Raw genomic sequence first — 26,188 nt, 5'->3', positions numbered from 1 at the left:
AGGTCTCCGACGCTGTCAGGTTTTTGAAATTAATAAACTTTTGTCAATTCTGCACCTCTGAAATAGTGATTCAAAATTTCCTTATAATTATAGCCTTTCTCGCCCATAACAGCGGCGCCGATCTGGCAGAGGCCTACACCATGGCCCCAGCCTGCACCATGTAGAATAAATTCGTTGTCATCATCAAGCTTACGCTTGTCAACCACAAAAGCTGAACTGTAAAGATGATTGGGAGATAAAGCCTTGCGGATCTCAAGTTCTTTACCGATAGTCATTGTCTTTTTTGAACCGATTATTTTCAGTTTGATCAGTCGGCCTGAAGCGCCCCGCTGAACGGGGACAAGATCTTCTATCGCACCGAAATCAATGTTTATCTTTTTACGGATCAGCTCACCGAGTTCTTTGCCTTTCAATGTGACCGACCACCGGTAAAAATCATGAGTCGACTGGTCATAATCATTCAACACCTGCGAAAGCACTTTACTATCGGTATTATTGCAGAATGCTTCGTCATTCGATTTGATCCACCGGCGTGCATTTTCCTCGTCACTCAGATCTCCGGCCGTGTCAGCGGAAGTTCCATTGTTGTCATAGATGCGTTGCAGGTAAGGATGTGTGACAGGTTCCCAAACATTTTCAAATTTTTCGGTAACCCCGCCACAACATTTTGAAAAACGGGTGTCGCAAAGATTATTGTCGGATATAAGCACCTCGCCGCATGTATCCATCACGGCCTGATCGACCTCGGGCCTGACAGCCCGTGTTATACCCTGGTAGCGCTGGCAGTGATCATCGGCACAAACATCGAAATCTTCATGATCCTCGCGGTCATACCATTTAACACGCTCATTCTCGTTTTCAAAAATCGATTTGTACGCCTCGTTTTTTTTCTTCAGTTTCCTGCCCTTTTCAATCTGGGCGAGCAGCCATCCCCTTGATATCACTGCATGAGCTTTAAGAAGCTCAGTCGATGAATGGGCACTCATCTCTGAAGAAATTACGCTGACAAGGTAATCCTCAACGGGAATCACATTGATTATGGTGAGGCCTTTCCCGTTCACCAATATTTTAAGCCCGCCTCTGAAAACCTGTTCTTCGTTCGTTTCCCAATGGAAGCCTATTCCAATGGAAACCTGGAACACTTTGAAGGTATCACCGGCATTTTCATGCCTCAGCCAGACTTCCTTGTCCAGCACAAAACTGGTGCAGTCGCCCCGTAACAGAATTCGCCCGTTTTCATTGCGCGCTGTCAACAGACCCGAAAGCTGTAGATCGTTTCTGTCATCGTAATAGTTTCCTTTAAACTCCAGGCGGATCTCTTCTGCCGTCAGGATTCCCACACACACTTCGGGAGCTCTGTCAAATTGAATCATATTCTTTTTTTATTTCGTTGATCAGTTTTATAATGAACTCTTCATCCATGCAAACCTGCTCCATAATATCGATAATATCGGATGCCGATATTTTATTGTAATCTTCCTCCCTGGGCATTACCAGTACGCCTCCCATGTCGATGGTGCCGGGACTGATAAAAATCTTTTCAGGTTCTTCAGCAAAGTATTGGCGGGGTCTGTGGCTCTTTCTCGGAAAAACATGTACAACCCAGCGGTTATGATTGTAAAGTGCAAGCATGTTTATCATGGGTTCATGATCAAACTCTGTCAGGTCCAGGCGGACTCCAACTGGTTGGATTATTAACCTTTTCAGCCAATGATAAACCATTTCAAATATCAGGGCCAGTTCTTCCGGGTCATTGCTGGTAAGGGTGACCGGGTGTGACAAAAAATCTTCCCACCTGTACAATCTTGTACTTCCGCAAACAGCCTCCTGAATCGCTGTATCGAAACCGGTTTCAACGGGTAATAAGTTTCGGGGAATAGCCTGGAAATGCATATGATCAGGCGCTGAAGCCCCGCATTTGGGCCCATTGTAAATAATAACGCTATCATCCAGCTCTTCTGCCAGTGAAAGCATATCCCTGAACCTGCCATGGATAAGTTGAGGAATATGCCTGGTTGTCGGAATTGTAAAATGCCTGTCAAATACCGGGTAAGGATTGAGCAGGACAACATATTCCCGCCAGGAAAAGGCTTCCTGTTCAGGAGGACGGTTGTTCTCACAAAGAAAACATGGCCTGTCGTTCAGCGATTTCTGATCTATTTTTGCTGCCGTGGATATGATACGCTTCGGATTAAATTGAACATGCCAATTATGCCGGCTGATTTGAAATGTCTTAATAGTAACATTCTTCAAGCCCTCATAGTTCTGTCGTGCAAATTCCCATTCGTTCAGTTGCCGACTATATAATTCATTGATTTCTTTCAAAGTAGAATTTTTAAAAATATGCAGATTTTCAGACCTGGCCCTGTTGAATGTACAATTGACGGGCTTTTAATTCAATGGTCCTTAATTTATCCTTATAATAATTGTATGTATTTAATTTTATCACGTCAAGAGCCGCGTCAGAGTTCTCTTCCCAACGGCGGCACAGGTAAACCGGCTCATAAATACGGCCAACCTGGTAATAACGGCTGATCGTGATTCCCAGAGCGTAATCTTCTCCATAGCTGACATTGGGTACCCTGATATTTCTCAAAACCGGGGTATAGAAAGCTCTCGGTGCACCCAGTCCGTTTATCCGCAAGGCATTGTTCCTGCCGTTTTCAGGTGTCCATTCCCTGTGGTCAATAATTCCGGGAGGTATTTCCTCAAGTTTAAAATTGACCATCTTATAGGAACCAACAAGCATTGCACAATTCTGAATGTAAAATTCATCAATGATCCGGGCAATAACATTTTCATCGATATACAGGTCATCGCTGTCGAGCTGGATGGCGAATTTGCCGCAGGCAGGGTGAAAAACCGCTTCGTTCCAGCACCCTCCTATCCCCAGGTCATTCCGTGAAGGGATTACATGAACAACCCTTTCATCTTTTGCTGCAAACGACTGCAGGATTTCCGTAGTACCATCGGTAGAATGGTTGTCAACAATAATGACATTAAACGGAAAGGATGGCTTTTGCATAAGCACAGAATTCACAGCATCTGCAATTGTTTTTACCCTGTTTTTAACCGGAATGATTACGGATGCTTCCATGGCAAAAGGATGCTCATCAAAACGGATTTTCCTGAAAACAGGAGCAAGCCATGCGCCCGTTTCCTTCAGGTATTCGGTGCATGCTTTTTCCATCTCGATCTGTACCTCCCTGTTTTTCGGATCTACATAATCGAATTGTTTCTCCCCTGATTTTCGTAAATCGGTTTCGGTTTCGGTATACAAATATTCGGCGACCCTGAAAAAGCTATATTTTTGTGCCAGCTTAAGACGCAGATCATACAGCGCGGCAAAACGGTAATTATGTTTCATCCCGGATACCGCATCAAGAAAGGCACCGGTTTCAAACAGAAGCAGTGAACCGAAATTGAAGTCGTCCCTGAGGCTGCCTTCCTGATATTCGATGAGTGGATTCGCAACTGTCTGCCCGTTTTTCACCGCATAATAATCCGAATATACAAAGGCCGATGAAGTGGCCTCTGCTACCTGGATCATACGCTGAAAGACATACGGCCCCGGCATCAGTGGTTCTTTTCTTGTGTAGAGAACAGTATACGGAGTATTGATGTGAACCGAAATTTTTTTCAATCCTTCGGTAGACAAGATCGATGTAACCGGAAGCCGGGAAAACTCAGAGAATTCGTCCGGCAGGGGTTCACCTGATAGCAGAAATAGTTGCATGTCAACGCCGGTGCTTTTTAATGCGGCTATAGTTTGCCTGAGATCAACGGATTCACCGGCAGGAATAAAAATGGTAAGTGTACTCATAGTTTCTTTATGGCAGTTTGGGATGTAAGAAATTGCATAATGCGGCCTATAACCTCCATCCTCTGCCTTTCGTCTGTAATTGTTTCTAATGGAAAACCTAAAATAACTGTCCTGTAATTACCTGAATAGGCAACGCCGGCACTGGTGCTCCCTGAGGCATATCGACATATTCTGAAAGCTCCTTTTCCTGATGGTTCAATGGCGTCAGGGGATTCTACCCTGTAAACGGGACTATCCCATCCGGTATTGAACTCAAACGAGGAAGGCAAAAGCGAAGAACCTGCATCAGTTGCCTGAACAAGACCTATAGTGGTGGCATGATTCGTACGCCATGAAAAATGAAGGACGTCGGAGGCAAAATGAATGGCGGCTGAATCGCTGTTCTCAGCCATATCGGTACCAACATATGCGCCGGAAATGAGCAGGTTGCCACCGATACTGGTATATTCCTGAACCGCCTTTATAAAATCCTGGGTAAACAGCCTGAAATCTGCGACGGAATCTGAGAGTAAGGATTTCACCCCTCGTTCTTCGCCGAAGATTACATCAATAGCCGGATACACGGCTTTTATAAAGCGGGGTGATTCGAAAACTTCATCGCTTACTGAAACAAAAGAATAGCCTGCATCCAGTAACGATTTGCCATGGACAGCAGGATTCGAAAATGTATTTCCCTGTATCATTGATGCTTCCATGTTGGCATGACTGGCTCCCCATCCCTGGTTGTCATCGTTTATCCACTCTGAATTCCTGGTGAAATCATACTGGCTGCCCGTAAAGCTCAGATCATAACTATAAGGCACTCCTTCATCCTGCCAGGATGCTATTCCTGCCATATCATACTTGTCAAAAAATGCAGGAGCACTTACCCTGTCAAAGCCATTTACTATGAGAACCGGGTGGTTATCACCGGGTCGGATGCCTGCTGAAATCGTTTCTGAAGGAAAACTTTCACCACCCTTATTCACGGCTGTAACCCTGAAACTGTAAACTGCATTGTACTCGGGTAGCTCATACACCATGCTTTTTTGTGCTGTCGGAACACCCGGTGCGAAACCTCCGTCGTTAATTTTAACGTATACCCTGTAACTTTCGGCATTTGCCGAAGGTTCAAGAGAATCGGCAACCGGCTGCCAGCTTATGCGGACCTGCTTTCCACCGATCAATTCTACAGCCATGTGGTCAGGAGGCAGCGGTTGAACTACGGCATCATAACCCTGTTCAGTGGCCAGGAATCTTAGAATACCCTTGTAAATTGCCCTTGATGCAATGAATTTAAAACGGGGATCCAGTCCCATCCTCATGTCGGCCAGGTTCTGATGTGAAAGCAATTCCAGAAGCATTGAAGGAACCACAGGCCTCCAGGCTTCCGAGTACTCCCTGTCCCACATTCCTCTTCGGGTCCAAATGGGATTGATTTCTCTCCTGATATCATTTACAAGTTGGGTCTGAACCAGGTCGGTCAGGTCGCGGCTTGTCATTTTTGAACGGCCGTCAGGGAAAAAACCTTCATTGCGGGTAGTGCTGTAAATACCAAGAGTTCCAATAATGGTGTCTCCCCATGAAACGCCGGCATCGGTATGGAAAGCCAGTGATAGATCCAGGGGAATATCAAGGCCGGAGGAATATTTTTGGCTGTACTGGGCCTGTGCAGGTCCGATGAGATAATTCACCCATTCGGGGCGCGACATATAATCATCGTTGTAATCGTTCTTTCCGTTGCTCAAGGTATAAACTAGCGTGTCAGGCATACCGGCATACTGGAGATAATACCTCGACCCTTCCATCCAGCGTGGTTTTCCGCTCAATACATAATTAAAAACAGACGTATCCGGAGTAGCTATCACATCGGGCACTCCCTGGACAGATGAACGCTGTTTTGCAATCACCTCGTCTCCCGGCTTACGGGCTACATTTCCCATTCCTCCGCCGAAACGGACTGCATCGGCTGAGAGTATGGCACCCGGTACGGATCCGGTAAGGGTAACTGAACCAATCCGTTGATTCTGTCCTTTCCTGAAATGGAAGGTACCGAGGTAAATCCAGGTCCCCGTACCCATGCACTGGTTAACAGTATAGGTTTCAGATCCTCCGTCGTAATGAACAGTATACCTAACACCGGTATCACATGCCTCTGTTTTTGCATAGCTTACTGTAACCGCATAATCGCCGGACTCAGGAATATCAGGGATATAAGTGACCGAGGAAGTATGGGAGGATGAAGACAGGCTGGTTCCGTCAAGAAACGGGTTCTGATTGGAAAAGAGAATATCTGCCCATTTAAATCCTTTATATTGATTGGAGGTCCAGCTACCGGTTGTTGAAATCGAAGACAGGCCTGTACTTCCGTCATTGTCCACAATCACTTCATGAACCTGGGGATCCCTTTCGCGCGGAAGCATGACAACAGCACCCGAATTTTCAAGCATGGGTACAAGGTATGCCGAGGTAAAGGACCATGGAAAAATATCCTCAACGGTTTGCCATAACCGTGCTCTTTGCCACTGCCAGCGGTCGAGCTGCTGATCAAAAAAGAAACCGTGACTTGGCCAGATCGCAATGTGATGATCTGAAAGACCGTTTCGGAAAACTGGCTGATCCAGGCGTCTTACAAGTGCCGGGCCGGGGTATGACTTCGCTGTGCGTTTCTTATCTGTGTTTTGTATAGTTTCACGGTATGCATTCGGAATATATTCTTCCAATTCCCTGTTGCGGGCAAGCAAATGAATGGTGTAATCATTGAAGCGTTTTCCCAGCGCCTGTTTAATTCGCATGCGCAAATTGGTTTCCCACTCATTGCGAACCGGTATGTGGGTTGTTGACGGGTTGAAAAAATAGTAAATTGTTTTTTCCGCTTTGTAAACCCGGATGCTATCGACATTCACACCACCGGTGTGCTTCCATTCCGAAAACATACCCGGAATAAAAACCGAGCGCCGCATGGCTTTTTTTTCAAGCCTTACTGAACGGACATCCTGTGCATTCAGCGGGACAAACAGAATAAAAAAGATAATAATTATAAACCCGGTTTTCATTGAAGGTGAATTAGGTTTTTGCATAAATCCAAATTTATTAATTCAGGCGTTATTTCACAATGATATTGCGTTGTTAACAACCCTCAGGCCCGTGTTTATACAATTGCTATATTTGCATCACATGATACTCATAGCCGACAGCGGATCAACGAAAACCACATGGTGTATTACCGACACCAAGTCAGGCACTGTGAATAAGATTCATACTCCGGGAATTAACCCGATGTACCAGGATGATGAAACCATTTTAAGTTTACTCCAAAAGGATTTCCCTGAAAAAATCAGGCCTGAAGCGATATTCTTTTACGGTGCAGGGTGCATCAGCCAGCATGTAAATCAGACTGTAAGAACCGCATTGTCCAGGTACTTTCAATGCAACGAACTGTTTGTCGACACTGACCTGATGGCGGCGGCACATGCCCTTTGCGGACATGAGGCCGGAATTGCATGCATTATCGGAACCGGTTCGAACTCTTGTTATTACGACGGTGTAAAAATAGTAAAGAACGTATCCCCGCTTGGTTTTATGCTCGGCGATGAAGGCAGCGGGGCGGTAATGGGAAAGAAGCTGGTTGCTGATTTGCTTAAAAATCAATTGCCTGAACCGTTAAAGGAGAAATTTTACACTGTGTATTCTTACAAGCCCGCTGAAATTATGGATCATGTATATAAGAAACCTTTCCCGAATCGTTTTCTGGCCGCATTTACCCGGTTTATCCATGACAATATCAATGATGAATATATGCAAAACCTGGTTCGCAGCAGCTTTACCGAATTCTTCAACAGGAATGTGAGGCAATATCCTGAAGCCAGGGAACTTCCTGTTCATTTTACAGGAGGCGTTGCCTTCCATTTCAGCAGAATTTTAAAGGAAACAGCCCTCCAACTGGGTTATACTGCCGGAATCATTACTGAAAGTCCGGTTGACGGGTTGATTGAATATCATATGCAGCAATCATGAAAACCACACAGGAAAGCGTCACAGAGTCGCCTTCACATTTTCAGAATCTCGAACAGATGACTGTAAAGGAGCTTATAACGGGCATCAACCGTGAAGATGCTTCGATTCACAGGGCTATTCATGAAGTGTTACCACAAATTGAGGTCCTCATTGACAGGGTACTGGAGAAAATGAAAAACGGAGGAAGACTTTTTTATATTGGCGCTGGTACAAGCGGCCGGCTGGGAATCCTGGATGCTTCCGAATTACCGCCGACGTATGGTGTCCCTCATGAACTGGTAATCGGACTCATTGCCGGTGGCGACACAGCCATCCGAAGGGCTGTTGAAAATGCAGAGGATGATCCGAACCAGGCCTGGAAAGATCTTCAGCAGTTCAAGATTAACCAGGATGATTCCGTGATCGGCATTGCCGCATCAGGCACCACTCCTTACGTGATAGGAGGTGTTCAGCAGGCAAGGGAAAACGGGATCCTTACAGGGTGTATTACCTGTAATCCCGGATCATTGCTTGCCAAAGCGGCAGAATGCCCGGTGGAAGCGGTTGCAGGTCCCGAATTTGTTACAGGCAGCACACGCATGAAAGCAGGCACGGCGCAGAAAATGATCCTCAATATGATCTCCACTACCCTGATGATTAAACTTGGGAAAGTGAAGGGCAATAAAATGGTGAACATGCAGCTCACCAACAAAAAGCTTGTAAAACGGGGCACCCGGATGATCATGGAAGAGCTTTCACTCGATTATGATACGGCGCATGAGCTGCTGATGAAGTATGGATCGGTGAGGAAGGCGCTGGATGGGGTGAAGAAGTAGATGCTGGATGCTGACAGACTAAAAACAACACCGAACATCGAACACTGATTTACGATTTAAGAAGTTCTGGTTGATGCTGGATACTGGATAAGACGAAGCAATGCTAGGCGAAGTCTCCGACTTCGTCTGACCGACAGTTAATGTAATAACTTCAAATTTCACTCAACTCCAGCCACCGATCCGTTTTCTGATCAATTAATTTTATAACCTCTGCTATCCGGTTGGATGCCTTAATGAGTTCGTCGGGCTTCATATTGCCGCTGCCCAATGAATTCTCAAGCTGAAGCTTTTCTTTTTCAAGCGCTTCAATTTCAGCAGTAAGTGTTTCAAACTCCTTCTTTTCCTTAAAGCTTAATTTTTTGGTCGCAGTTGTTGCCGGTTTATTTTCGTGAACATCTGCTTTCTTTGCCGTATCCTGATCCTTATTCCTCCGGCTTTCAATTTCCTGCATTTTCTGCGATGCACGGTATTCGCTGTAATTTCCGGGGAAATCATATACTTCACCATTTCCTTCAAAAATGAAAAGATGATCCACCAGCTTATCCATGAAAAACCGGTCGTGCGAAACCAGGATCAGGCAGCCTTTGAATTCAGCCAAATATTCTTCAAGTACATTCAGGGTAAGGATATCAAAGTCGTTGGTAGGCTCATCAAGAATCAGGAAATTCGGATTCAGCATAAGCACTGTCATCAGGTAAAGACGCCTTTTCTCTCCCCCGCTGAGTTTTTCAACCTGTACATATTGCATTTCAGGCCTGAACAGGAACCGGTTGAGAAACTGGGTAGCAGAAAACTGTTTGTCACTGCCTGTATAAACCACTTCGGCAATATCCTGTATAATGTCGATTACCCTTTTGCCTTCCTTGAAAGTGAGGCCCTGCTGCTTATAATAGCCATAAACAACTGTGTCGCCATGATCAAGCCGACCGGAATCGGCTTGTATGGCACCGGTTATGATATTCAGAAATGTGGTCTTACCTACCCCGTTCGGACCGATGATACCGACTTTTTCACCCTTTGAAAACTTATAACTGAAATGGTCAAGAATTACATTGTCATCGTACTTCTTGGATATCTCATCCATAATCAGGATTTTATTACCAAGCCTTGACGACTTCACGTCAATTTCCATCTGTGAATCTTTCCTGCGATATTCGGCCTTCTCCTTCAGATCATAAAACGCATCGATCCGGTATTTTGCTTTTGTAGTGCGCGCCTTAGGCATACGGCGCATCCAATCCAATTCTTTACGCATTAAATTCTGAGCCTTTTCAGCATTTAATGCTTTGTTCAGAATCCGCTCCGCCCTTTTCTGAAGGAAAGCGGAATAGTTGCCGGTATAGCTGTAGGATGAATGTTCATCGATTTCAATGATCTGGTCGCATATCCGGTCGAGGAAATACCTGTCGTGGGTGACCATCAGAAGCGTAATCCTTGATTTCATCAGGTACTCCTCGAGCCATTCGATCATATTGAGGTCAAGGTGGTTAGTAGGCTCGTCGAGGATCAGGAAATGAGGCTCATTGATCAATGCCACCGCCAGCGCCAGGCGTTTTACCTGTCCGCCGGAAAGGGTACCCACTTTCTGGTTTTCATCATGCAGGTTAAGGATGGTTAGGATTTGCTTTATACGGGCATCCAGATCCCAGGCGTTATGAAAATCCATTTGGGCATTGGCAGCCTCCAGTTTATCGTGGTTGTGTTCAGCAAGAGCCTGCTCATAATTCTTCACTGCGAGCAATAATTCACCCGGGGCATCATAAATAGTTTCAAAGAGAGAACGTTCAGGATTGAATTGTGGATCCTGTTGAAGGTAACCGGTTTTAATGTCCCTGTTTATATAGTACTCCCCGGAATCAAAGGTATCGAGGCCTTTCAGAATATTCAGCAGCGTGGTTTTCCCTGAGCCGTTTTTAGCAATGAGTGCAACTTTTTGTCCCTCGTTTATAGTAAAACTGATCCCTGAAAACAGGTTTATATCCCCGAAATTCTTACTTGCATTTTCAACCTGGAGGTAAACGTTCATAAACATTCAAAGGGCACAAAGATAGGCAAAAAGGATTATTCGGGGTCGGACCAAACTAAAATATTGATATATTGACAATTAACCTCTAATTTAAGCTAATTTTAAATCTTAGAGGCCTGTTTTTAGGCCTAAAAATGAGCCTCTAATAAATTCGTGAGCAGAATGTGCTACGATTATTTTCTTAGAGGACCATTTTTGGCATCAAAAATGGTCCTCTAAGAGCAAAAAACGGTTCTTTTTTGGACTTATTAGATTGATTTACTGAACCATAATCTGGTCCGACCCCGATTACTCCACTTTTAATACATAAATTCCGGAAGGCGGTACTTCAGACGGACTTAATGCAGGAATTTTAACCAGAAGATCTTTCCCCTTCTGCTGAAAATCAATTCTGGAACTATACCCTATAAGGCTGATTTTTGCACCCGGGGCAAGGGTATAATCTTTAATTGTGAACCCTTGTGAAGGGAACCATGGAAGAATACAGTACAGCGTTTTTCCTTTGGTTGTGAAAAAGGCTTCAACGCTGGCGGTTCCGTCGTTCTTAGGGATGATCATCTTGTTAATGTCAAAGTCGGATGCGTAATTGGCTTCCTTGTACTCCGGGAGTTTTCCCTGGCTGTACTGGTAGCTTTGTTTCCATGGCCGTGTACCATAAATGCACTCACCGTTTGTCTTCAGCCAGTCGCCCATTTGCAGCAGCCTTTCTTCCATGATAACTGGAATTTTTCCATCGGCTGAAGGACCGATATCAAGCAGGAAATTACCTCCGCGGCTTACAATATCGCAAAGCATCACAAGAAGTTCCCGGGTTGTGCGGTAATCAGCCAGTCGTTCCACGCGATTGTATCCATAGGAATACCCCATTCCCCTGTTTTCTTCCCATAACACTCCGGGGGCCATGCCCGAACCATATTCCGAAGTAAAATAGCTGCCGTGTTTGCCTCTTGTATTTCCGCCCCAGCGGTCGTCAACAAGCACTTCGTCCTTTACGGGCGATTCATTAAAAAGCCAGGTAAGCAGTTCCACACTGTGCCACGCACTGTCGGGCAACTCCCATTCACCGTCCGAAAATATCACCGATGGCTTATAGCGGTTGACCACATCCTTGAACTGGGGCACCATGTGATCTGAGATATATTTTTGCTTATCCTGCAGCCAGAGCGGGTTGTACCATTCATACAGCGAGTAATAAAACCCGAATTTCAACCCTTTATTGCGGACTGCTGTTGAAAGGTCCTGCATCAGGTCGCGATGCGGTCCGTTTGAAACCGCGTTCCATGGCCTTCTCCAGCTTTCATCGGCCTCTTTGCTGGGCCAAAGGCAAAATCCGTCATGGTGTTTCGATGTGGGAACAATATATTTTGCACCCGAACGCTGGAAGATATCAGCCCATTCATCGGGATTAAAAAGTTCAGCTTTAAACATGGGGGCAAAATCGAAGTATTGGAAATCTTTTCCATACGTTTCGTTATGAAATTTCAAGGAGGAGGCATAGTCGTCCTTTTGGCCGGGATCGGTATAATGTTTCCAATACCACTCGGCATAGCCTCTTGCACAATAGGACGGTACCGAATACACACCCCAGTGGATAAAGATGCCGAACTTGGCATCGGCAAACCAGGCAGGCGCTTTACGCGAATCGATGGCTGCCCATTTCGATTCATAACTTTGAGAAAAAGCGGAAACAGCAACGCTTACAGCCATGCAGAAGAACAATATTTTTTTCATGGTTGATATATATAATTAGAGGGTAATGAAGATAGTTAAAATTCATGAAATCGATTTAATTAACCTAATTTTGACGTATGCAGAATAACAATACAATCATGAACTTTTTAAACAGGCTGATTAAAAGGGGGTTATTTGTATTACTTTTTGTATTTAACATTTTGCACAGCAATTTCACATTTGCCCAACAGCCCTTAACCATTTCACTTTTTAATGAATCAACATCCATTCCTTACACTACCTTCTTCAACTCACCAGTTCACCCGGGTATACAGGCAGGTACTGAATTTCAATGGAAGCAGGGACAACATTTTGCCCTATATCCCACGGTAAACGTAGGTTATATGTTTCACAAGAACTTATTCCAGGGATTATATATGAATATTGAACTGGCATTTGATGTGAAAACGAATTTTGGTTTGAATTTCAAAAGCCGGTTAGGTTTGGGTTATCTCCGCACCTTTAACACCCAGCAGGAATACGGTTTTACCGGAAATGGATATAAGCCATCCTCTGATAAAGGTAATTCGCGACTGATGCCCTCTTTTACGCTGGGCTTAGGTTACAATTTAAAAACATCAGATCTTTCATCCCCGGAAGTTTTTGTGCTTTACAAATCATGGATTGAGTATCCTTACTCACCGGGGTTTATCCCGTTAATGTCACATTCTGATGTTCATCTTGGTGTTAAGCTGTATCCGTTCAAAAACCCATGAACCATGAAGAAGGTATTGACTGCATTACTTTTGTTTCCGGTAATCTGGACTTGTACCAAGGATGAAATCTTCCCTTCATCATATTATGATTGCCGTGTTCCCCTGGAAGAAAACAATCCCGCCTATCCGCGTGCCCAGTATATTGAGGATCTTCTGCAAAACATAGTTCATTCGGGAATCCCGGGGATCATGCTTACCGTGCATGATTCAGCAAACGGCTATTGGTCAGGTGCAGCAGGATATGCCGATCTGGCCTCTGAAGCAGAGTTGAGACCCTGCCAGGTCACCAGGGTAGGCAGCACAGTAAAAACCTTTACTGCTGTAACCATACTGAAATTGCAGGAAGAAGGCAAACTCAACCTCGATGATCCGGTATCACTGTATCTTCCGGATAAAGAAACCGAAGATTTAAAGAATTCCGGCCAATCCACCATTCGGCAGTTATTGCAGCATTCCAGCGGCATTTACAATTATATCCAAAATCTTAAATTCCAGACAGCTTCATTAAATAACCTCACAAAGATATGGCATCCTGAAGAACTGCTTGATTACGCCAGGGGACAGGATCCCTACTTTTCACCGGGAAGTGATGTGCGTTATTCCAATACAAATTACGTATTGCTGGGTATGATCATTGAAAAGGTGACAGGGAAACCTTATTATGAAGTTTTTGAAACGACATTATTTCGTCCTTTAGGACTGTCCCATACCCATTGTGCCGCACCCGACCCGGTGCCTGAAGGCATAATACGGGGTTATGTTGATTTTTACAGCAAAAAGAACCTGATCAATTCTACATATTACAGCGGATGGGATTATTATACCGCAGATGGCGGGTTGATTTCTAATGCCTATGATCTGAATGTTTTCCTGACCAGACTTTTCAACGGACAGATCATTTCAAAAACCTCTATGGAGGAAATGTTGAAATGGCAGAATCCAAAAAACGATGAAAATGAGTTTGAGACTTCCTTTGGGCTCGGTATTTTCAGAATCAATACCAAATTCGGTCCTGCCTATATACATAGTGGCGATGCCATCGGGTACTGTGCTTCCATGGTTTATTTTCCCGAACCCGGGGTAACCATAACCTGGGCTGTTAATGGCAATTATGGAAAGCTGGATGAGCTGGTGCAATCAAGAAAAGCAATGGAGAAAATATTTGAAACCGTGTTATCGGTACAATAGGCATAGCATACGTTTTCTGGAGGATGGGAAAAAAGGATTCAGTTTTATGGAATTTATGAGCATCCTGCACCTTATCCATAAAATCCATTCTCATGAAAAAAATAGTATTTGCAGTATTTATCCTTTGCGTTGGCAAAGCATATGCGCAGGAAACACGGGAAGTGAATTCTACAATAAAAAAAGTTACCGTATACACCCGGGGTGCACAAATTGAAAGTGAAGCCAATTTGGTGCTGACCCCAGGCAGGTTGACGCTAAAATTCACCGGTCTGTCACCTTATATAAAAAAGGAAAGCATCAGGGTGACCGGAAATGGTTCCTTTACCATTCTTAATGTACAGCAACAAACGGATTACATCAATGAACTGGATAAAAACACAGAAATAGCCAATCTCAAAAATGAGTATACGGAAACTCAATATAAGATTGAGGATGAAGAAGTAAGGATAAAGATCATGCAGAAAAAGCTTGATTTTTTAGATGCGAACAAAGACATAACGGGAAAAGAACAGGCCGTGAATCCTGAAACTTTTAAAACCCTGAATAACCTTTATGGAGATAATGTGGAGTTCCTTAATCTTGAAATTTTAAAAAGGCAACGAGTGATTTCAGACTATAAAAAAGAACTGGATAAACTGAATAACCAGATAATTTCCCTGAATACAAGCGGTAATTTGCCTTCGGGAACCATTGTACTTACAATTGATGCGAAACAAAATAAAAACACAGCCATCCTGTTTTCCTATCTCGTCGACAATGCCTCCTGGTATCCCTCGTATGATATCCGGTTTAATGGCACAGACAAACCACTGGCCGTGAGCTACAAGGCAACCATCAATCAAAACACCGGCGTCGATTGGAAAAATGTCAGGATTGCCCTGTCAACAGCAAAAACGGATTTGTCAGCGCAAATACCTGAATTCAGTCCTTATTACCTGCAGTTTTATAATCCTGTAGTTCTTGCATTGCAGGGAAGGGTGGCCGGTATTCAGGTTATGGAAGATAGTGCCCCGGGGACTTCAGAACAGGTAAAAGTGAGGGGAATCAATTCATACAATCGCGATTATAGTCCATTATATGTGGTAGATGGGGAACCCATAAGTGATATTTCTGCTCTGAGTCCTGATGATATTGCCGAAATGAAGGTTCTTAAAGACGCTTCAGCTACAGCTATATATGGAAACAGGGCTGCTAATGGTGTAATACTTGTTACAACTAAAAAAGGCAGGGAAGAATCTTCAGCGCCTCCTGTTGTTATTACAAAAAGGGAAACCTCAAATGAATATGAAGTGGATGAACTTCAGACCATACAATCGAATAACACGCCTGTTACCGTTAATTTTAAAGAATCTCAACTTCAGGCCGAATTTGATTATCAATCTTTGCCGGCAAATGCCGAAAATGTATTCTTGATTGCCAAAATACCTGAATGGTACAAGGCAGAATTTATTAATGGGGAATCAAACATATACCTTGAAAACACTTATGTGGGCCAAACAACAATCAACACTGAAGAATTCAGTGATACGTTAGAATTATCATTTGGAATTGACAATAATATCAGTATCAAACGTGAAAAAGTAAGTGCTTTTTCTGAAAGCAGAATTATTGGTTCCAATAAAAAGGAGACATTGGGTTATAAGATTAGTATTCGAAATAATAAATCTTACCCGGTAAGTGCCGAAGTAATTGACCAAATTCCGGTTTCCAACCAAAAAGATATCCAGGTGGAAATTCTTGAAATATCAGGAGGTGTGCTTGATTCCGAATCCGGCAAATTATCATGGAATGTCAAGCTAAATCCGAATGAATCGAAGGAACTGATCATTAAATATTCCGTGAAATACCCGAAGGATAAAAGGGTTGTTTTAGAATAATACCGGCTTCTTTGCCAATTATTCAACACACCTCACCCCAGCCTCTCTTCCCGCCAAAGCGGGACAGGCTCTTAGAGGGCGAGGGGTGAGAGGCTGTGTGTTTTCTGAGGCAGCCGCAATGATTAAGGCAATAATTTGTATCTTGCAATGAGATGACCGAAAAAAAACAACCCCACCATGCTGATAAAAAAAAACCAGGCCATAGAATTCGAAAAACAGGGCGTGAAAATGCGTGTATATAATTCCAAAGACCAATGCCCGGAAGCAGCCGTAGTATACCAGGAAACCCAGACCGGCCACCATGAAGAATTCTATCACAGTAAAAGCAATTTTATTTTCTATATCATTGAAGGTTCAGGAACATGGTACATTGAAGACGAACCCTTTGCCGTGGAATCCGGTGATGTGCTTTTAATTCCCCCGGGCAAACGGTTTTATTACAAAGGCTCACTAAAGCAGGTTTGCATAACAGCCCCGGCATGGGAGGCGGAGTTTGAGCATCATGTAAGAGATGTGGTTTGAGGGTTTGAGGTCTGAAGTTTGAGGTTTGTTTTGACGCATCAGGTTATAAAATTGACAAACAGTTATTTGAAAAGCGGAAATTTTGATAAATTGTGCTTACAGAAACCAACACCCGATTATGCGATTCATCACTTCTGTCCTGATCGCCTTTATCTGTAATTCGTTGTATTGCCAGGATTTTATGTTCAAATGGCAGATATGGCCTTCTTTTAATAAAGGCTACACCGTATTCATCGACAGAAAGGATAATAACGGCATTATGCTGATTAATGAAGACGGAACAAGCCGGTTCACTAAGAGAAAGGTCAGCCAGAAAGATTGCGCTCTGTTGAATTCTGTTTTGGAAACGTATGAATTTCCTCATAAACCAAGTATTCTGCAGGGCGCAATAACCAGGGAATATTATAATACAAAAGTTCTTAATGACACCAGCTGGGTGATCATTGACGGTGATTCGCTGCGACGCAGCCTCGCCTGGGCACATGGTTCGGATTATAAATTAAACCTGCTGATTTGTGATTTAATGATCAGGTACAACCGGAGTAATTATTTTATCTGGTTAAGACAGGTGATTGATGCCGACAGGCCTGGGAAGTGAAGGATTTGGGGTTTGAGGTTTGAGGTTTGATGTTCAGAAGTTTGGAAGTTTAGAAGTTTAGAAGTTTAGAAGTTTAGAAGTTTAGACCAAATTCAATTATAAACCTGATGAAAACACTAAGAATCCTTGCAGCTATACTCCTGCTGTTTTCAGGAGTTTTACATTTTGTCGAATATTTTAATAAATCCGAAATCCCCGGCAGTATCGGCATTCTGGCATTCGGAGTGGTGTACTGTATCATCGGAGCACTCCTGCTTAACAGCAAAATGTACCCCGTTTACCTGGGAATTTTCATTCCGTTGATCGGAATGACCCTGTCAATTATTAAATTCGGCATTCCGGAATTAGCATCCGTTTCCGCTTTGTTTAAAGCCATGGAAATAATTGCGATCGTTTGTTGTTTAATTATTATAATTAACACCCAACTAACCAGAACCAAAACAGTACTGAAACCATGAACAAGGAAAATACAAAAACAGCCCTATTGCTGATTGACATCCAGAATGACTATTTTGAAAACGGTAATATGGCGTTGGTTGGTTCAGAGACGGCAGGTAACAATACCAAATGGATACTTGAAAAATTCAGGAATGATAAACTGCCTGTATTGCATGTACAACACATTGCCTTAAAACCCACCGCAACATTTTTTCTTCCCGGAACAAAGGGCGCTGAAATTCATGATTATGTAAAACCGGCACCACAGGAAAAAGTAATCGTGAAGCATTTCCCCAATAGTTTCAGGGAGACTGAATTGCTAGGTTATTTAAGAAAATCAGAAATAACTGACCTGGTAATCTGCGGTATGATGACACACATGTGCGTAGATGCCACTGTGAGAGCCGCAAAAGATTTTGGTTTCACAATAACTCTCATAGGAGATGCCTGTGCCACAAAAGATCTTGAATTAAATGGCAATAAAGCCAAAGCGGCAGATGTTCAGACAAGTTTCCTGGCAGCATTGAATCAAACCTATGCAAAAATTGAGGTAACCAGTAACTATCTGTTGACCTGAAAAAGTATGGAAGTATTCGAAGGGAAAAAAGCAGTAAGTGCTGCTGACAGGGAGGAATGGCGGAACTGGCTCAATAAAAATCATCTGAGTGAAAGCAAGGTATGGCTCGTAATCTATCATAAGAAGAGCGGTGTTCCCTCTGTAAAGATTGATGAAGCCATGGAAGAAGCGCTTTGTTTCGGATGGATTGACAGCAAAGCAAAGAAAAGAGATCATGAAAGCTTTTATCTCTCCTTCTCACCCAGAAATCCAAAAAGCAACTGGAGCAATATCAATAAGGAGCGGGCCGAAAGAATGATTAGCCAGGGAATGATGACCGCGGCAGGACAAAAAATGATTGACCTGGCAAAAGAGACCGGTACATGGGATGCGCTTAACGATGTATTAAACCTTGTAATCCCTGATGATTTAAAGGAGTTATTCGAAAGCAATAAAACAGCATTGAAAAACTTCAACGCGTTTTCTCCCTCCTACCGCAGAATGGTCCTTGAATGGCTCAGGCAGGCGAAGCGGCCGGAAACCAGGCAAAAGAGGATTGAGAAAATTGTAGAAACGGCAGAAAGAAACCTGAAAACTATTTGAATCTTAGATTATTCCAATGAAGTTAACCAAATGCGTCGGTTCAACAATAATGTCAATAATTTATGCCCTGTTTTTAAACAAAAAAAGGGATAATATTGCTTTATAAGAAAGCAATTTATGACAACACCAATCATTTTCTGGGTTATTTTCAACGCATTTGTCGTTCTGATGTTGTCGCTCGACCTCGGTGTTTTCCATCGTAAAAGTCATGATGTGTCGGTTAAAGAGGCGCTGATCTGGACATTTGTTTGGATTTTTCTGGCACTGATCTTTAATGTAATTATTTATTTCTGGAAAGGACAGCAGCAGGCGATGGAGTACTTTACCGGATACCTGGTTGAAAAGGCATTAAGCGTGGATAACATCTTTGTGTTCATTATGGTCTTTTCATACTTTCAGATACCGCCTGCCTACCAGCATAAGGTTCTCTTCTGGGGCATTATCGGCGCCCTGATCATGAGAGTGATTTTTATTTTTGCCGGTGTGGCGTTGCTTGAAAAATTCCATTTCACTATTTACATTTTCGGTGCCTTGCTGATTTTTACTGGGATTAAAATGTTCAATCATAATAATGCGAAGATTGATCCCGGTAAAAATCCTGTTTTAAAGTTTTTTAAGAAGTTTGTTCCGGTCACACAAAGTCTTGAAGCAGACAAATTCTTTATTAAAAGGGAGGGGAAACGACTGGCAACGCCCCTGTTCCTTGTATTGATTTTCATTGAAACAACTGACCTTATTTTTGCCGTTGACAGCATCCCTGCCATTCTTGCCATTACCCAGGATCAATTTATTGTTTATACCTCCAATGTTTTTGCCATACTTGGATTACGTTCCCTTTACTTTGCCCTGGCCGGTGTGGTTCACCGATTCTGGCTTTTAAGTTACGGGCTGGCCATTGTCCTTATTTTTGTAGGAATTAAAATGATGATGGTAGACGTTTATAAATTACCCATTGAGTGGTCACTTTTGTTCATCGCCCTTGTCATTGCAGGAAGTGTTGTGCTGTCGCTGAGGATAAAGAGGCGACAGGCTCAATGAGCCGGCTCGGGCCTCGGCAAGCCAACTGGGTGTGTAATTTCATTATTGGTAAACGGGCTTCGGCAAGCCAACTGGGTGTGCCGAGCTTGTCGAGGCCAGGAATAAAAAAATCCGCCAACTCATTGCTGGCGGACTTAATCAGGTTTATATGTTCGTCTATTCAGGGATACTAAACATTGCACATACTTCCCGGTAACTCATGTAATTAAAATCCACTGCCGACTTTGTGGCTGCTGTGCCACCGGGGATGATGATATACCGGAATTCCATCGAATTGATCAATTCAACCCCCCCGCTCAAATCTGGTTTCAACGTAGTAAACAAAACTCTTTCAGGGTCAAGCTGAAAAGCTAACGTATAGGATAGGTTTGAATACGGAAGAGGAGTTACGCTGCCTGCATACCGGGTATAACAAAGAACAGCGCCATTATCAATCACATCCTGTGTAAGATCTGCAGCAATAAGATGATTTACCTTAAAATTGCCGCCGAACATACTTGTATCTCGCCAAACACCATCAAGTACAGCCCATTCGGAATATATTACATTGGCTGTTCCCGGATCGCCCTTGACACCTTGTTCACCCTGGATTCCCTGGTCGCCCTGATCACCCTGGGGGCCCTGGTCACCTTCACAACCGATAAAAAGGGCTACGGCAAGCATGGGTAATGCAAATAAAAACATTGATTTTTTCATGTTAGATGTGGTTTTAATTAGTAAATATGAAAATTGGAAGATAGTGTAATCCAGAAGTATCAGGGTTTGAGAGGTTTAATTTTGGTTTACCTTTTAAAACGTGATCTTCTTTTAAAAGTTACGAAACCTGATAAAAATCATTATTATGTGTGCTCTTACATAACTCTCTAACGCTCTGGTTTACTCATTCTTACACTCTTCTATTCTTCCATTCTCCCATTCTTTTTTGATTATTCTGGTTTTCTGTAGTACTTTTAAGGGCTCTTATCAAAAATTCATCGGACCTATGAAAGTGCTCAAATTCGGCGGATATGCTATTGACACTGCTGAAAATATCCGCAAGGCAAAAGAGATCATCGAATCTCAAACCGTTCCGGTAATCGTTGTTGTTTCCGCACTGCATGGTGTTACCGACCAGCTTCTTGAGCTTTCGCAAATGGCAGCGGCCCGGGATAAAAATTTCTTCCGTATCCACAACGATATCGAACAGAAGCATACAGGCCTCATCAACGAATTATTTGAAGAACCTGTACGTTCCGAAGTGGCCAGCCGTATCAACCTGCTCCTGAAAGATCTCATCAGTATCATAAACGGTATTTACCAGTTAAACGACGTAACCCCGAAAATACAGGATAAGATCCTCAGCTTCGGAGAAATCATGTCATCGTTTATAATAAGCCATTACATAAGTAATGCGGAAGTTGTGGATGCCAAGGGACTTATTAAAACCGACGATAACTATGGCAATGCCCATGTGAATTTTCCTCTTACAAACCGGCTTATCCGTGCCCAGTTTAACCGGTACAGGAAAACAGGCATTGTTCCTGGCTTTATTGCCAGCAGCGAACATAATGTTACCACCACCCTGGGCCGTGGCGGCTCCGATTATACAGCTGCCATCATTTCAGCCGCCCTCGAAGTAGAACGTCTTGAAATATGGAGCAATGTCGACGGATTCATGACCGCTGATCCTAAAAAAGTTCAGAAAGCACTGGCTATCGAGTCGCTGAGTTATGCCGAAGCCATGGAACTCTCGCATTTCGGGGCTGAAGTGGTTTATACGCCCACCATCCACCCGGTTTACAAGGGAAATATTGAGGTCGTAATTAAAAACATATTTAATCCGGCCGGAAAGGGAACTCTTATATCGAAAAGTTCCGGCGATTCAGGAAAATCACTGATCAAGGGAATCTCTTCCATTGATGATATTGACCTTATAACGTTGCAGGGCGCTGGGATGGTTGGTGTAAAAGGAATTTCGGCGCGACTTTTCAGTGCCCTGGCCCGCACCGATGTCAATATTATTCTGATTACACAGGCATCATCCGAGTATTCCATCACTTTTGCCCTGAACCCGGGAGATTCATCAAGGGCATGGAAAGCACTGCAATCTGAATTCGAAACAGAAATAAAAGTCCGTAACGAACTGAATATCGTTATTGAAAAAGATCTTTCAATCATTGCCATTGTCGGCGAACAGATGAAGAACACTCCCGGTATTTCGGCCAACCTGTTTTCATCGCTTGGCCGCAACGGTATCAGCGTTATTGCCACCGCCCAGGGTTCTTCGGAGCTGAATATTTCAATAGTCATTAAAAAGGAAAGCCTTAACAAAGCGCTGAATGTTATTCACGAAGGATTCTTCCTTTCGCATTACCGTGAGTTGCATCTGTACCTCGTGGGAGCCGGCACTGTTGGCGGAAATCTGCTTAAGCAGATTCAGAACCAGCAGGAGATTCTGTTGCGTGATCATCATCTGAAGGTCAATGTGATTGGCATTTGCCGTTCCAAACTGATGCTGCTTAATCCCGAAGGAATCAACCTTTCAGGTTACCGAGAAGAAATGGAAAAGCTCGGCGAAAAGGCTGATATCGAACTTTTCATCCAGAAAATGCAGTTCCTGAACCTTCGCAACAGTGTTTTCATTGACTGCACAGCCGATGCAACCATTGCAGCCACTTATCAGAAAGTGCTGAATTCATTTGTATCGGTTGTAACATCCAATAAAATTGCCTGCTCTTCTTCCTACACGTCCTACAATATGCTTCGCAGAACAGCCCGGGAGAAGAATGTAAAGTTCATGTATGAAACCAATGTGGGTGCAGGGTTGCCCATCATCAGCACGCTTAACGACCTTATCCGGAGTGGAGATAAAATCCTCAGGCTAGAGGCCGTTCTATCAGGCACGCTGAATTTCATTTTCAATACAATCAGTGAGAAGATCACACTCAGCAAGGCCATCCGTATGGCTATGGAAGCCGGTTTCGCCGAACCTGACCCGCGAATTGACCTCAGCGGCACTGATGTGAAACGAAAACTGCTGATCCTGGCCCGCGAATCCGGGTACCCGCTTGAAATCAATAACATTGACGTTATTCCCTTTCTTCCGGCAGAATGTTTTGAAGGTTCTCCTGATGATTTCTGGAATGCGGTTTCAAAATATGATTCAGTATTTGAAGAGAGACGAAAGAAACTTACTCTTGAAAACAAGAAGCTGCGATTCGTAGCGATGCTCGATAACGGCAAAGCCTCCATTGAACTGATGGAAGTGGGCATGTCGCATCCGGCGTATCCGCTTGAAGGCAGTAACAACATCATTCTCATCACCACCCTGAGGTATCACGAACAACCCATGGTAATCAGAGGTTACGGAGCTGGCGCCGATGTGACTGCGGCAGGAGTTTTTGCTGATATTATAAGGGTTGCCAACGTATAAAATTTTTCAAATGATAAAAGCAATCATTTTCGATTTCGACGGGATCATCATTGATTCAGAACCTTTGTGGGTTGAAGCTGAAATGGAAGTTTTCAAATCGGTCGGAGTCGATCTGTCGCCCGCATTGTGCAGGCAGACAACAGGACTGAATACCCAGGACACTATACAGCACTGGTATGGTGTGTATAAATGGACAGGCAAAAGTTCGTTTCAGCTTTATAAAGAAATCATGGAATCCATGCAGACCCTGATCCTTGAACGCGCCGATCTGAAAGACGGGTTCCTGGATGTCCTCCAGCTTTTCGTTGATAAAAAAATCCCTGTTTCTGTTGCTTCATCTTCTCCGTTGAAGCTGATCACCACCGCACTGAAAAAATTTCACCTTTTTGAATTCTTTAAAATCATCAGCTCTGCCGAAAATGAAGAATTCGGGAAACCCCACCCTGCCCTTTACCTGGGTGCCGCTAAAAAACTAGGCGTTGATCCTGTTCACTGCCTGGCTTTCGAAGATTCTTTCAACGGTGCCATTTCGGCAAAGGCTGCCCGCATGAAACTCGTGACTGTACCCGACAGCCATGATTTTAAGTCGACCCGCTTTGATTTTGCCGATCTTAAGATTGCTTCCCTGTCGGATTTTACAGAGAAAAATTTTGAAAACCTCAATTCACTAAATTAGCCCTCCAATCTGATTTTTATGTCTGACAGCATCCGCTATTTTTCGACTAATGGTAAGGCCGTTAAAGTAAGCTTCAGTGAAGCGCTGCTTAAGGGACTGGCTCCGGACAAAGGCCTGTATATTCCTGATCATATTCCTTCGCTTTCGACGGATCAGCTTAACAGCATGATCGGCAAGGAGTATCCCTTTATCGCCAACACAATAGCCAGCCACCTGCTGAGCGATGAAATCGATAAGGATTCAATACAACGGATTGTAACCGACGCCTATGATTACCCTGTTCCCCTTGAACAGGTGTATGACCGGAAATATATTCTCAGGCTCGACCAGGGACCTACAGCCTCATTCAAGGATTTTGCCGCCCGTATGATGGGACGGTTGATGCAGCATTTCCTTCAGAAGGAAAACCGCACTATGCTTATCCTTACGGCTACTTCAGGCGACACGGGAAGCGCCATTGCCAATGCCTTCTATGGCCTTGACAATATTAAGGTTGTTATCCTTTTTCCTGAAAATGAAGTGACCGACCGGCAGCGCAAGCAGATGACCACGCTGAGAAAGAATATTACAATTCTTTCGCTCAACGGTAAATTCGATGATTGCCAGGCCCTTGTCAAACAGGCTTTTACCGATCCTGACCTTGATACACTGAAACTTTCATCGGCCAATTCAATCAATATCGGCAGGCTGTTGCCTCAATCGTTCTACTATTTCTATGCATGGTCACAACTGGCGAGGAATGCGGAAGAACCTGTCATTTTTTCGGTACCCTCGGGAAATTTCGGGAATATGATGGGTGCTTTGCTCGCTAAAAAAATGGGACTACCGATAGGTAAACTGGTTATTTCAACCAATGAAAACGATGAAGTGCCTGTGTACTGGAAAACCGGGCAGTACAAGACCATTGTTCCCTCGCGAAATTGCATATCGAGTGCCATGAACGTGGGACATCCAAGCAACATGGCTCGTGTGGTTTCATTGTACGGCGGTGTAATGGATGAAAAAGGCACTATAACCACCGAGCCTGATGTGGAGGCATTGCACAGGGATATCTTTACGGTGAGCATAACCGATGCGGAAACGGAACAAACTATCCGGGATGTGTATAGAAATCACAGGGTTTTACTTGAACCTCACGGAGCTGCAGGCTGGGGAGGATTACAGTACTATTTTAAACAGAATCCCCGGGATTCAGCCCCGGGCAAACTGGCTATCAGCCTTGAAACCGCGCATCCTGCTAAATTCCCTCAGGAAATTCGTAGCCTGCTTGGCATAGAACCGGAATTACCCGCATCCATGAAGGATCTTGAAAAGCTTGATGAATCATTTGACAGGATTCATAATGATTATAAGGACTTTAAACAGTATTTACTCAGCCGTTATCTTTAAAATATTTCCTATATTCGCTCCCTTATTAATAATCCGGTATGAAGAAACTGCACGCGGTATGTTCTGATCTTGAAGGTGTTTGGGTTCCCGAGGTTTGGATCAATGTAGCTGAAAGAACCGGCATACCTGAGCTCCGGTTAACAACCCGCGATATTAAGGACTATGATGAACTCATGCATCACAGGCTTAAGATCCTTAAGGAAAAAAATCTCACACTGCTCGATATACAAAGGGTAATCGCCACCATCAGGCCTCTCCATGGTGCCCCCGATATGATCAACTGGCTTAAACGGGTTACCCGCTTCATTGTGGTCTCGGATACGTTTGTCGAATTTGCCGAACCGCTGATGGAACAGCTCGACTGGCCTACCCTGTTCTGCCATTCGCTTGAAGTGGACGGCAACGGCATTATTAACGGGTATAACCTGCGGCAGAAAAATGCAAAGCGTGAAACTATCCTTGCTCTTAAAGGTATGAATTACGAAGTGATTGCCTTCGGCGACTCTTACAACGACATCAACATGCTTAAGGAAGCAGACCAGGGCGTTCTGTTCAGGCCTCCGCAGAATGTAATCAATGACTACCCCGAATTTCCGGTAATCCATGAATACGGAGAACTGAAAAGCTTTTTAGAGGAAAGATTTAAGTAATAGCTGTTTAGAGGTTTAGAGGTTTAGGAGTTCAGGCGTTAAGGGGCTAAGGAGTTTAGGGGTTAAGCAGTTTACGAGTTCTTGTGAGCTAGGCGAAGTTTTCAACTTCGTCTGACCGCCAATTCCAACGATAG

The 26,188-nt window shown here is 43.8% G+C and carries 22 protein-coding genes; 15 read left to right on the top strand and 7 right to left on the bottom strand.

Annotated features, from left to right (window positions below):
• Window positions 1-29: 29 nt before the first annotated feature.
• The 4 genes from VK179_03955 to VK179_03940 are packed head-to-tail and all read right to left on the bottom strand — an operon-like array spanning window position 30 to window position 6,882.
• The gene (locus VK179_03955) at window positions 30-1,373 is read right to left on the bottom strand and encodes a SpoIID/LytB domain-containing protein (GenBank protein HLO57869.1); all 1,344 of its coding nucleotides are present in this window, start codon (window positions 1,371-1,373) and stop codon (window positions 30-32) included.
• Window positions 1,360-2,325, bottom strand: a complete 966-nt coding sequence (locus tag VK179_03950) for a DUF4922 domain-containing protein (protein HLO57868.1) — start codon at window positions 2,323-2,325, stop codon at window positions 1,360-1,362. The genes VK179_03955 and VK179_03950 overlap by 14 nt, the downstream gene beginning before the upstream one ends.
• Window positions 2,326-2,353: 28 nt before the next feature.
• A complete protein-coding gene (locus VK179_03945; GenBank protein HLO57867.1) occupies window positions 2,354-3,823 on the bottom strand; it encodes a glycosyltransferase family 2 protein in 1,470 nt (489 codons plus the stop codon).
• The gene (locus VK179_03940; GenBank protein HLO57866.1) at window positions 3,820-6,882 is read right to left on the bottom strand and encodes a hypothetical protein; all 3,063 of its coding nucleotides are present in this window, start codon (window positions 6,880-6,882) and stop codon (window positions 3,820-3,822) included. Before VK179_03940 ends, VK179_03945 begins: the two co-directional genes overlap by 4 nt.
• A 97-nt stretch (window positions 6,883-6,979) precedes the next feature.
• Here VK179_03940 and VK179_03935 point away from each other — a divergent pair, with 97 nt between their 5' ends.
• Together VK179_03935 and murQ are read left to right on the top strand one after the other, a co-directional pair.
• Entirely contained in the window at window positions 6,980-7,819 is an 840-nt protein-coding gene (locus VK179_03935; GenBank protein HLO57865.1) for a hypothetical protein, read from the top strand.
• A complete protein-coding gene (murQ, locus tag VK179_03930) occupies window positions 7,816-8,634 on the top strand; it encodes an N-acetylmuramic acid 6-phosphate etherase (protein ID HLO57864.1) in 819 nt (272 codons plus the stop codon). Before VK179_03935 ends, murQ begins: the two co-directional genes overlap by 4 nt.
• A gap of 151 nt (window positions 8,635-8,785) precedes the next feature.
• Here the strand turns inward: murQ and VK179_03925 are convergent, their stop codons facing one another.
• Both VK179_03925 and VK179_03920 read right to left on the bottom strand, forming a co-directional pair.
• Window positions 8,786-10,660: an ABC-F family ATP-binding cassette domain-containing protein gene (locus tag VK179_03925; protein HLO57863.1), complete on the bottom strand. Its 1,875-nt coding sequence runs from the start codon at window positions 10,658-10,660 to the stop codon at window positions 8,786-8,788.
• 288 nt (window positions 10,661-10,948) lie between these two features.
• On the bottom strand, window positions 10,949-12,391 hold the full coding sequence (locus tag VK179_03920) for an alpha-L-fucosidase (GenBank protein HLO57862.1): 1,443 nt from the start codon (window positions 12,389-12,391) through the stop codon (window positions 10,949-10,951).
• 98 nt (window positions 12,392-12,489) lie between these two features.
• Here VK179_03920 and VK179_03915 point away from each other — a divergent pair, with 98 nt between their 5' ends.
• The 9 genes from VK179_03915 (at window position 12,490) to VK179_03875 (ending at window position 19,927) form a co-directional block, all read left to right on the top strand.
• Window positions 12,490-13,107 carry a hypothetical protein gene (locus VK179_03915; protein ID HLO57861.1) on the top strand — a complete coding sequence of 206 codons (618 nt, stop codon included), beginning with the start codon at window positions 12,490-12,492 and terminating at the stop codon, window positions 13,105-13,107.
• Window positions 13,108-13,110: 3 nt separating this feature from the next.
• Window positions 13,111-14,295 carry a serine hydrolase domain-containing protein gene (locus tag VK179_03910; protein HLO57860.1) on the top strand — a complete coding sequence of 395 codons (1,185 nt, stop codon included), beginning with the start codon at window positions 13,111-13,113 and terminating at the stop codon, window positions 14,293-14,295.
• Window positions 14,296-14,387: 92 nt separating this feature from the next.
• Complete coding sequence (locus VK179_03905; protein ID HLO57859.1) at window positions 14,388-16,172, top strand: DUF4139 domain-containing protein; 1,785 nt, start codon at window positions 14,388-14,390, stop codon at window positions 16,170-16,172.
• Between the two features lie 177 nt (window positions 16,173-16,349).
• Window positions 16,350-16,694, top strand: coding sequence for a cupin domain-containing protein (locus VK179_03900; GenBank protein ID HLO57858.1), 345 nt, complete (start codon window positions 16,350-16,352; stop codon window positions 16,692-16,694).
• A 118-nt stretch (window positions 16,695-16,812) separates the two neighbouring features.
• Window positions 16,813-17,292 carry a hypothetical protein gene (locus VK179_03895; protein HLO57857.1) on the top strand — a complete coding sequence of 160 codons (480 nt, stop codon included), beginning with the start codon at window positions 16,813-16,815 and terminating at the stop codon, window positions 17,290-17,292.
• Window positions 17,293-17,399: 107 nt separating this feature from the next.
• Window positions 17,400-17,750, top strand: a complete 351-nt coding sequence (locus tag VK179_03890; GenBank protein ID HLO57856.1) for a DUF308 domain-containing protein — start codon at window positions 17,400-17,402, stop codon at window positions 17,748-17,750.
• On the top strand, window positions 17,747-18,307 hold the full coding sequence (locus VK179_03885; protein HLO57855.1) for a cysteine hydrolase family protein: 561 nt from the start codon (window positions 17,747-17,749) through the stop codon (window positions 18,305-18,307). Before VK179_03890 ends, VK179_03885 begins: the two co-directional genes overlap by 4 nt.
• A 6-nt stretch (window positions 18,308-18,313) precedes the next feature.
• Window positions 18,314-18,889, top strand: a complete 576-nt coding sequence (locus tag VK179_03880; protein HLO57854.1) for a YdeI/OmpD-associated family protein — start codon at window positions 18,314-18,316, stop codon at window positions 18,887-18,889.
• Window positions 18,890-19,006: 117 nt separating this feature from the next.
• Window positions 19,007-19,927 (top strand): TerC family protein, encoded by a 921-nt coding sequence (locus VK179_03875; protein ID HLO57853.1) that lies wholly within the window; start codon window positions 19,007-19,009, stop codon window positions 19,925-19,927.
• 156 nt (window positions 19,928-20,083) lie between these two features.
• On the opposite strand, the gene VK179_03870 is transcribed toward VK179_03875, so the two are convergent.
• On the bottom strand, window positions 20,084-20,623 hold the full coding sequence (locus VK179_03870; GenBank protein HLO57852.1) for a hypothetical protein: 540 nt from the start codon (window positions 20,621-20,623) through the stop codon (window positions 20,084-20,086).
• A gap of 286 nt (window positions 20,624-20,909) precedes the next feature.
• Here VK179_03870 and thrA point away from each other — a divergent pair, with 286 nt between their 5' ends.
• Genes thrA through thrH form a run of 4 tightly spaced genes read left to right on the top strand, consistent with a single transcriptional unit; the run spans window position 20,910 to window position 26,054 of the window.
• Entirely contained in the window at window positions 20,910-23,339 is a 2,430-nt protein-coding gene (thrA, locus tag VK179_03865; protein HLO57851.1) for a bifunctional aspartate kinase/homoserine dehydrogenase I, read from the top strand.
• Window positions 23,340-23,349: 10 nt separating this feature from the next.
• The gene (gene hxpB / locus VK179_03860) at window positions 23,350-24,015 is read left to right on the top strand and encodes a hexitol phosphatase HxpB (GenBank protein ID HLO57850.1); all 666 of its coding nucleotides are present in this window, start codon (window positions 23,350-23,352) and stop codon (window positions 24,013-24,015) included.
• Window positions 24,016-24,033: 18 nt separating this feature from the next.
• A complete protein-coding gene (gene thrC, locus VK179_03855) occupies window positions 24,034-25,404 on the top strand; it encodes a threonine synthase (protein HLO57849.1) in 1,371 nt (456 codons plus the stop codon).
• Between the two features lie 38 nt (window positions 25,405-25,442).
• Window positions 25,443-26,054 carry a bifunctional phosphoserine phosphatase/homoserine phosphotransferase ThrH gene (gene thrH, locus VK179_03850; GenBank protein ID HLO57848.1) on the top strand — a complete coding sequence of 204 codons (612 nt, stop codon included), beginning with the start codon at window positions 25,443-25,445 and terminating at the stop codon, window positions 26,052-26,054.
• Window positions 26,055-26,188 lie beyond the last annotated feature (134 nt).

It is taken from the genome of Bacteroidales bacterium (assembly GCA_035299085.1).
In the GTDB taxonomy this organism is placed as follows: Bacteria; Bacteroidota; Bacteroidia; order Bacteroidales; family UBA10428; genus UBA5072.
Note: the sequence above shows the minus strand (reverse complement) of the source record. Positions and strands in the feature narration are given on the sequence as shown.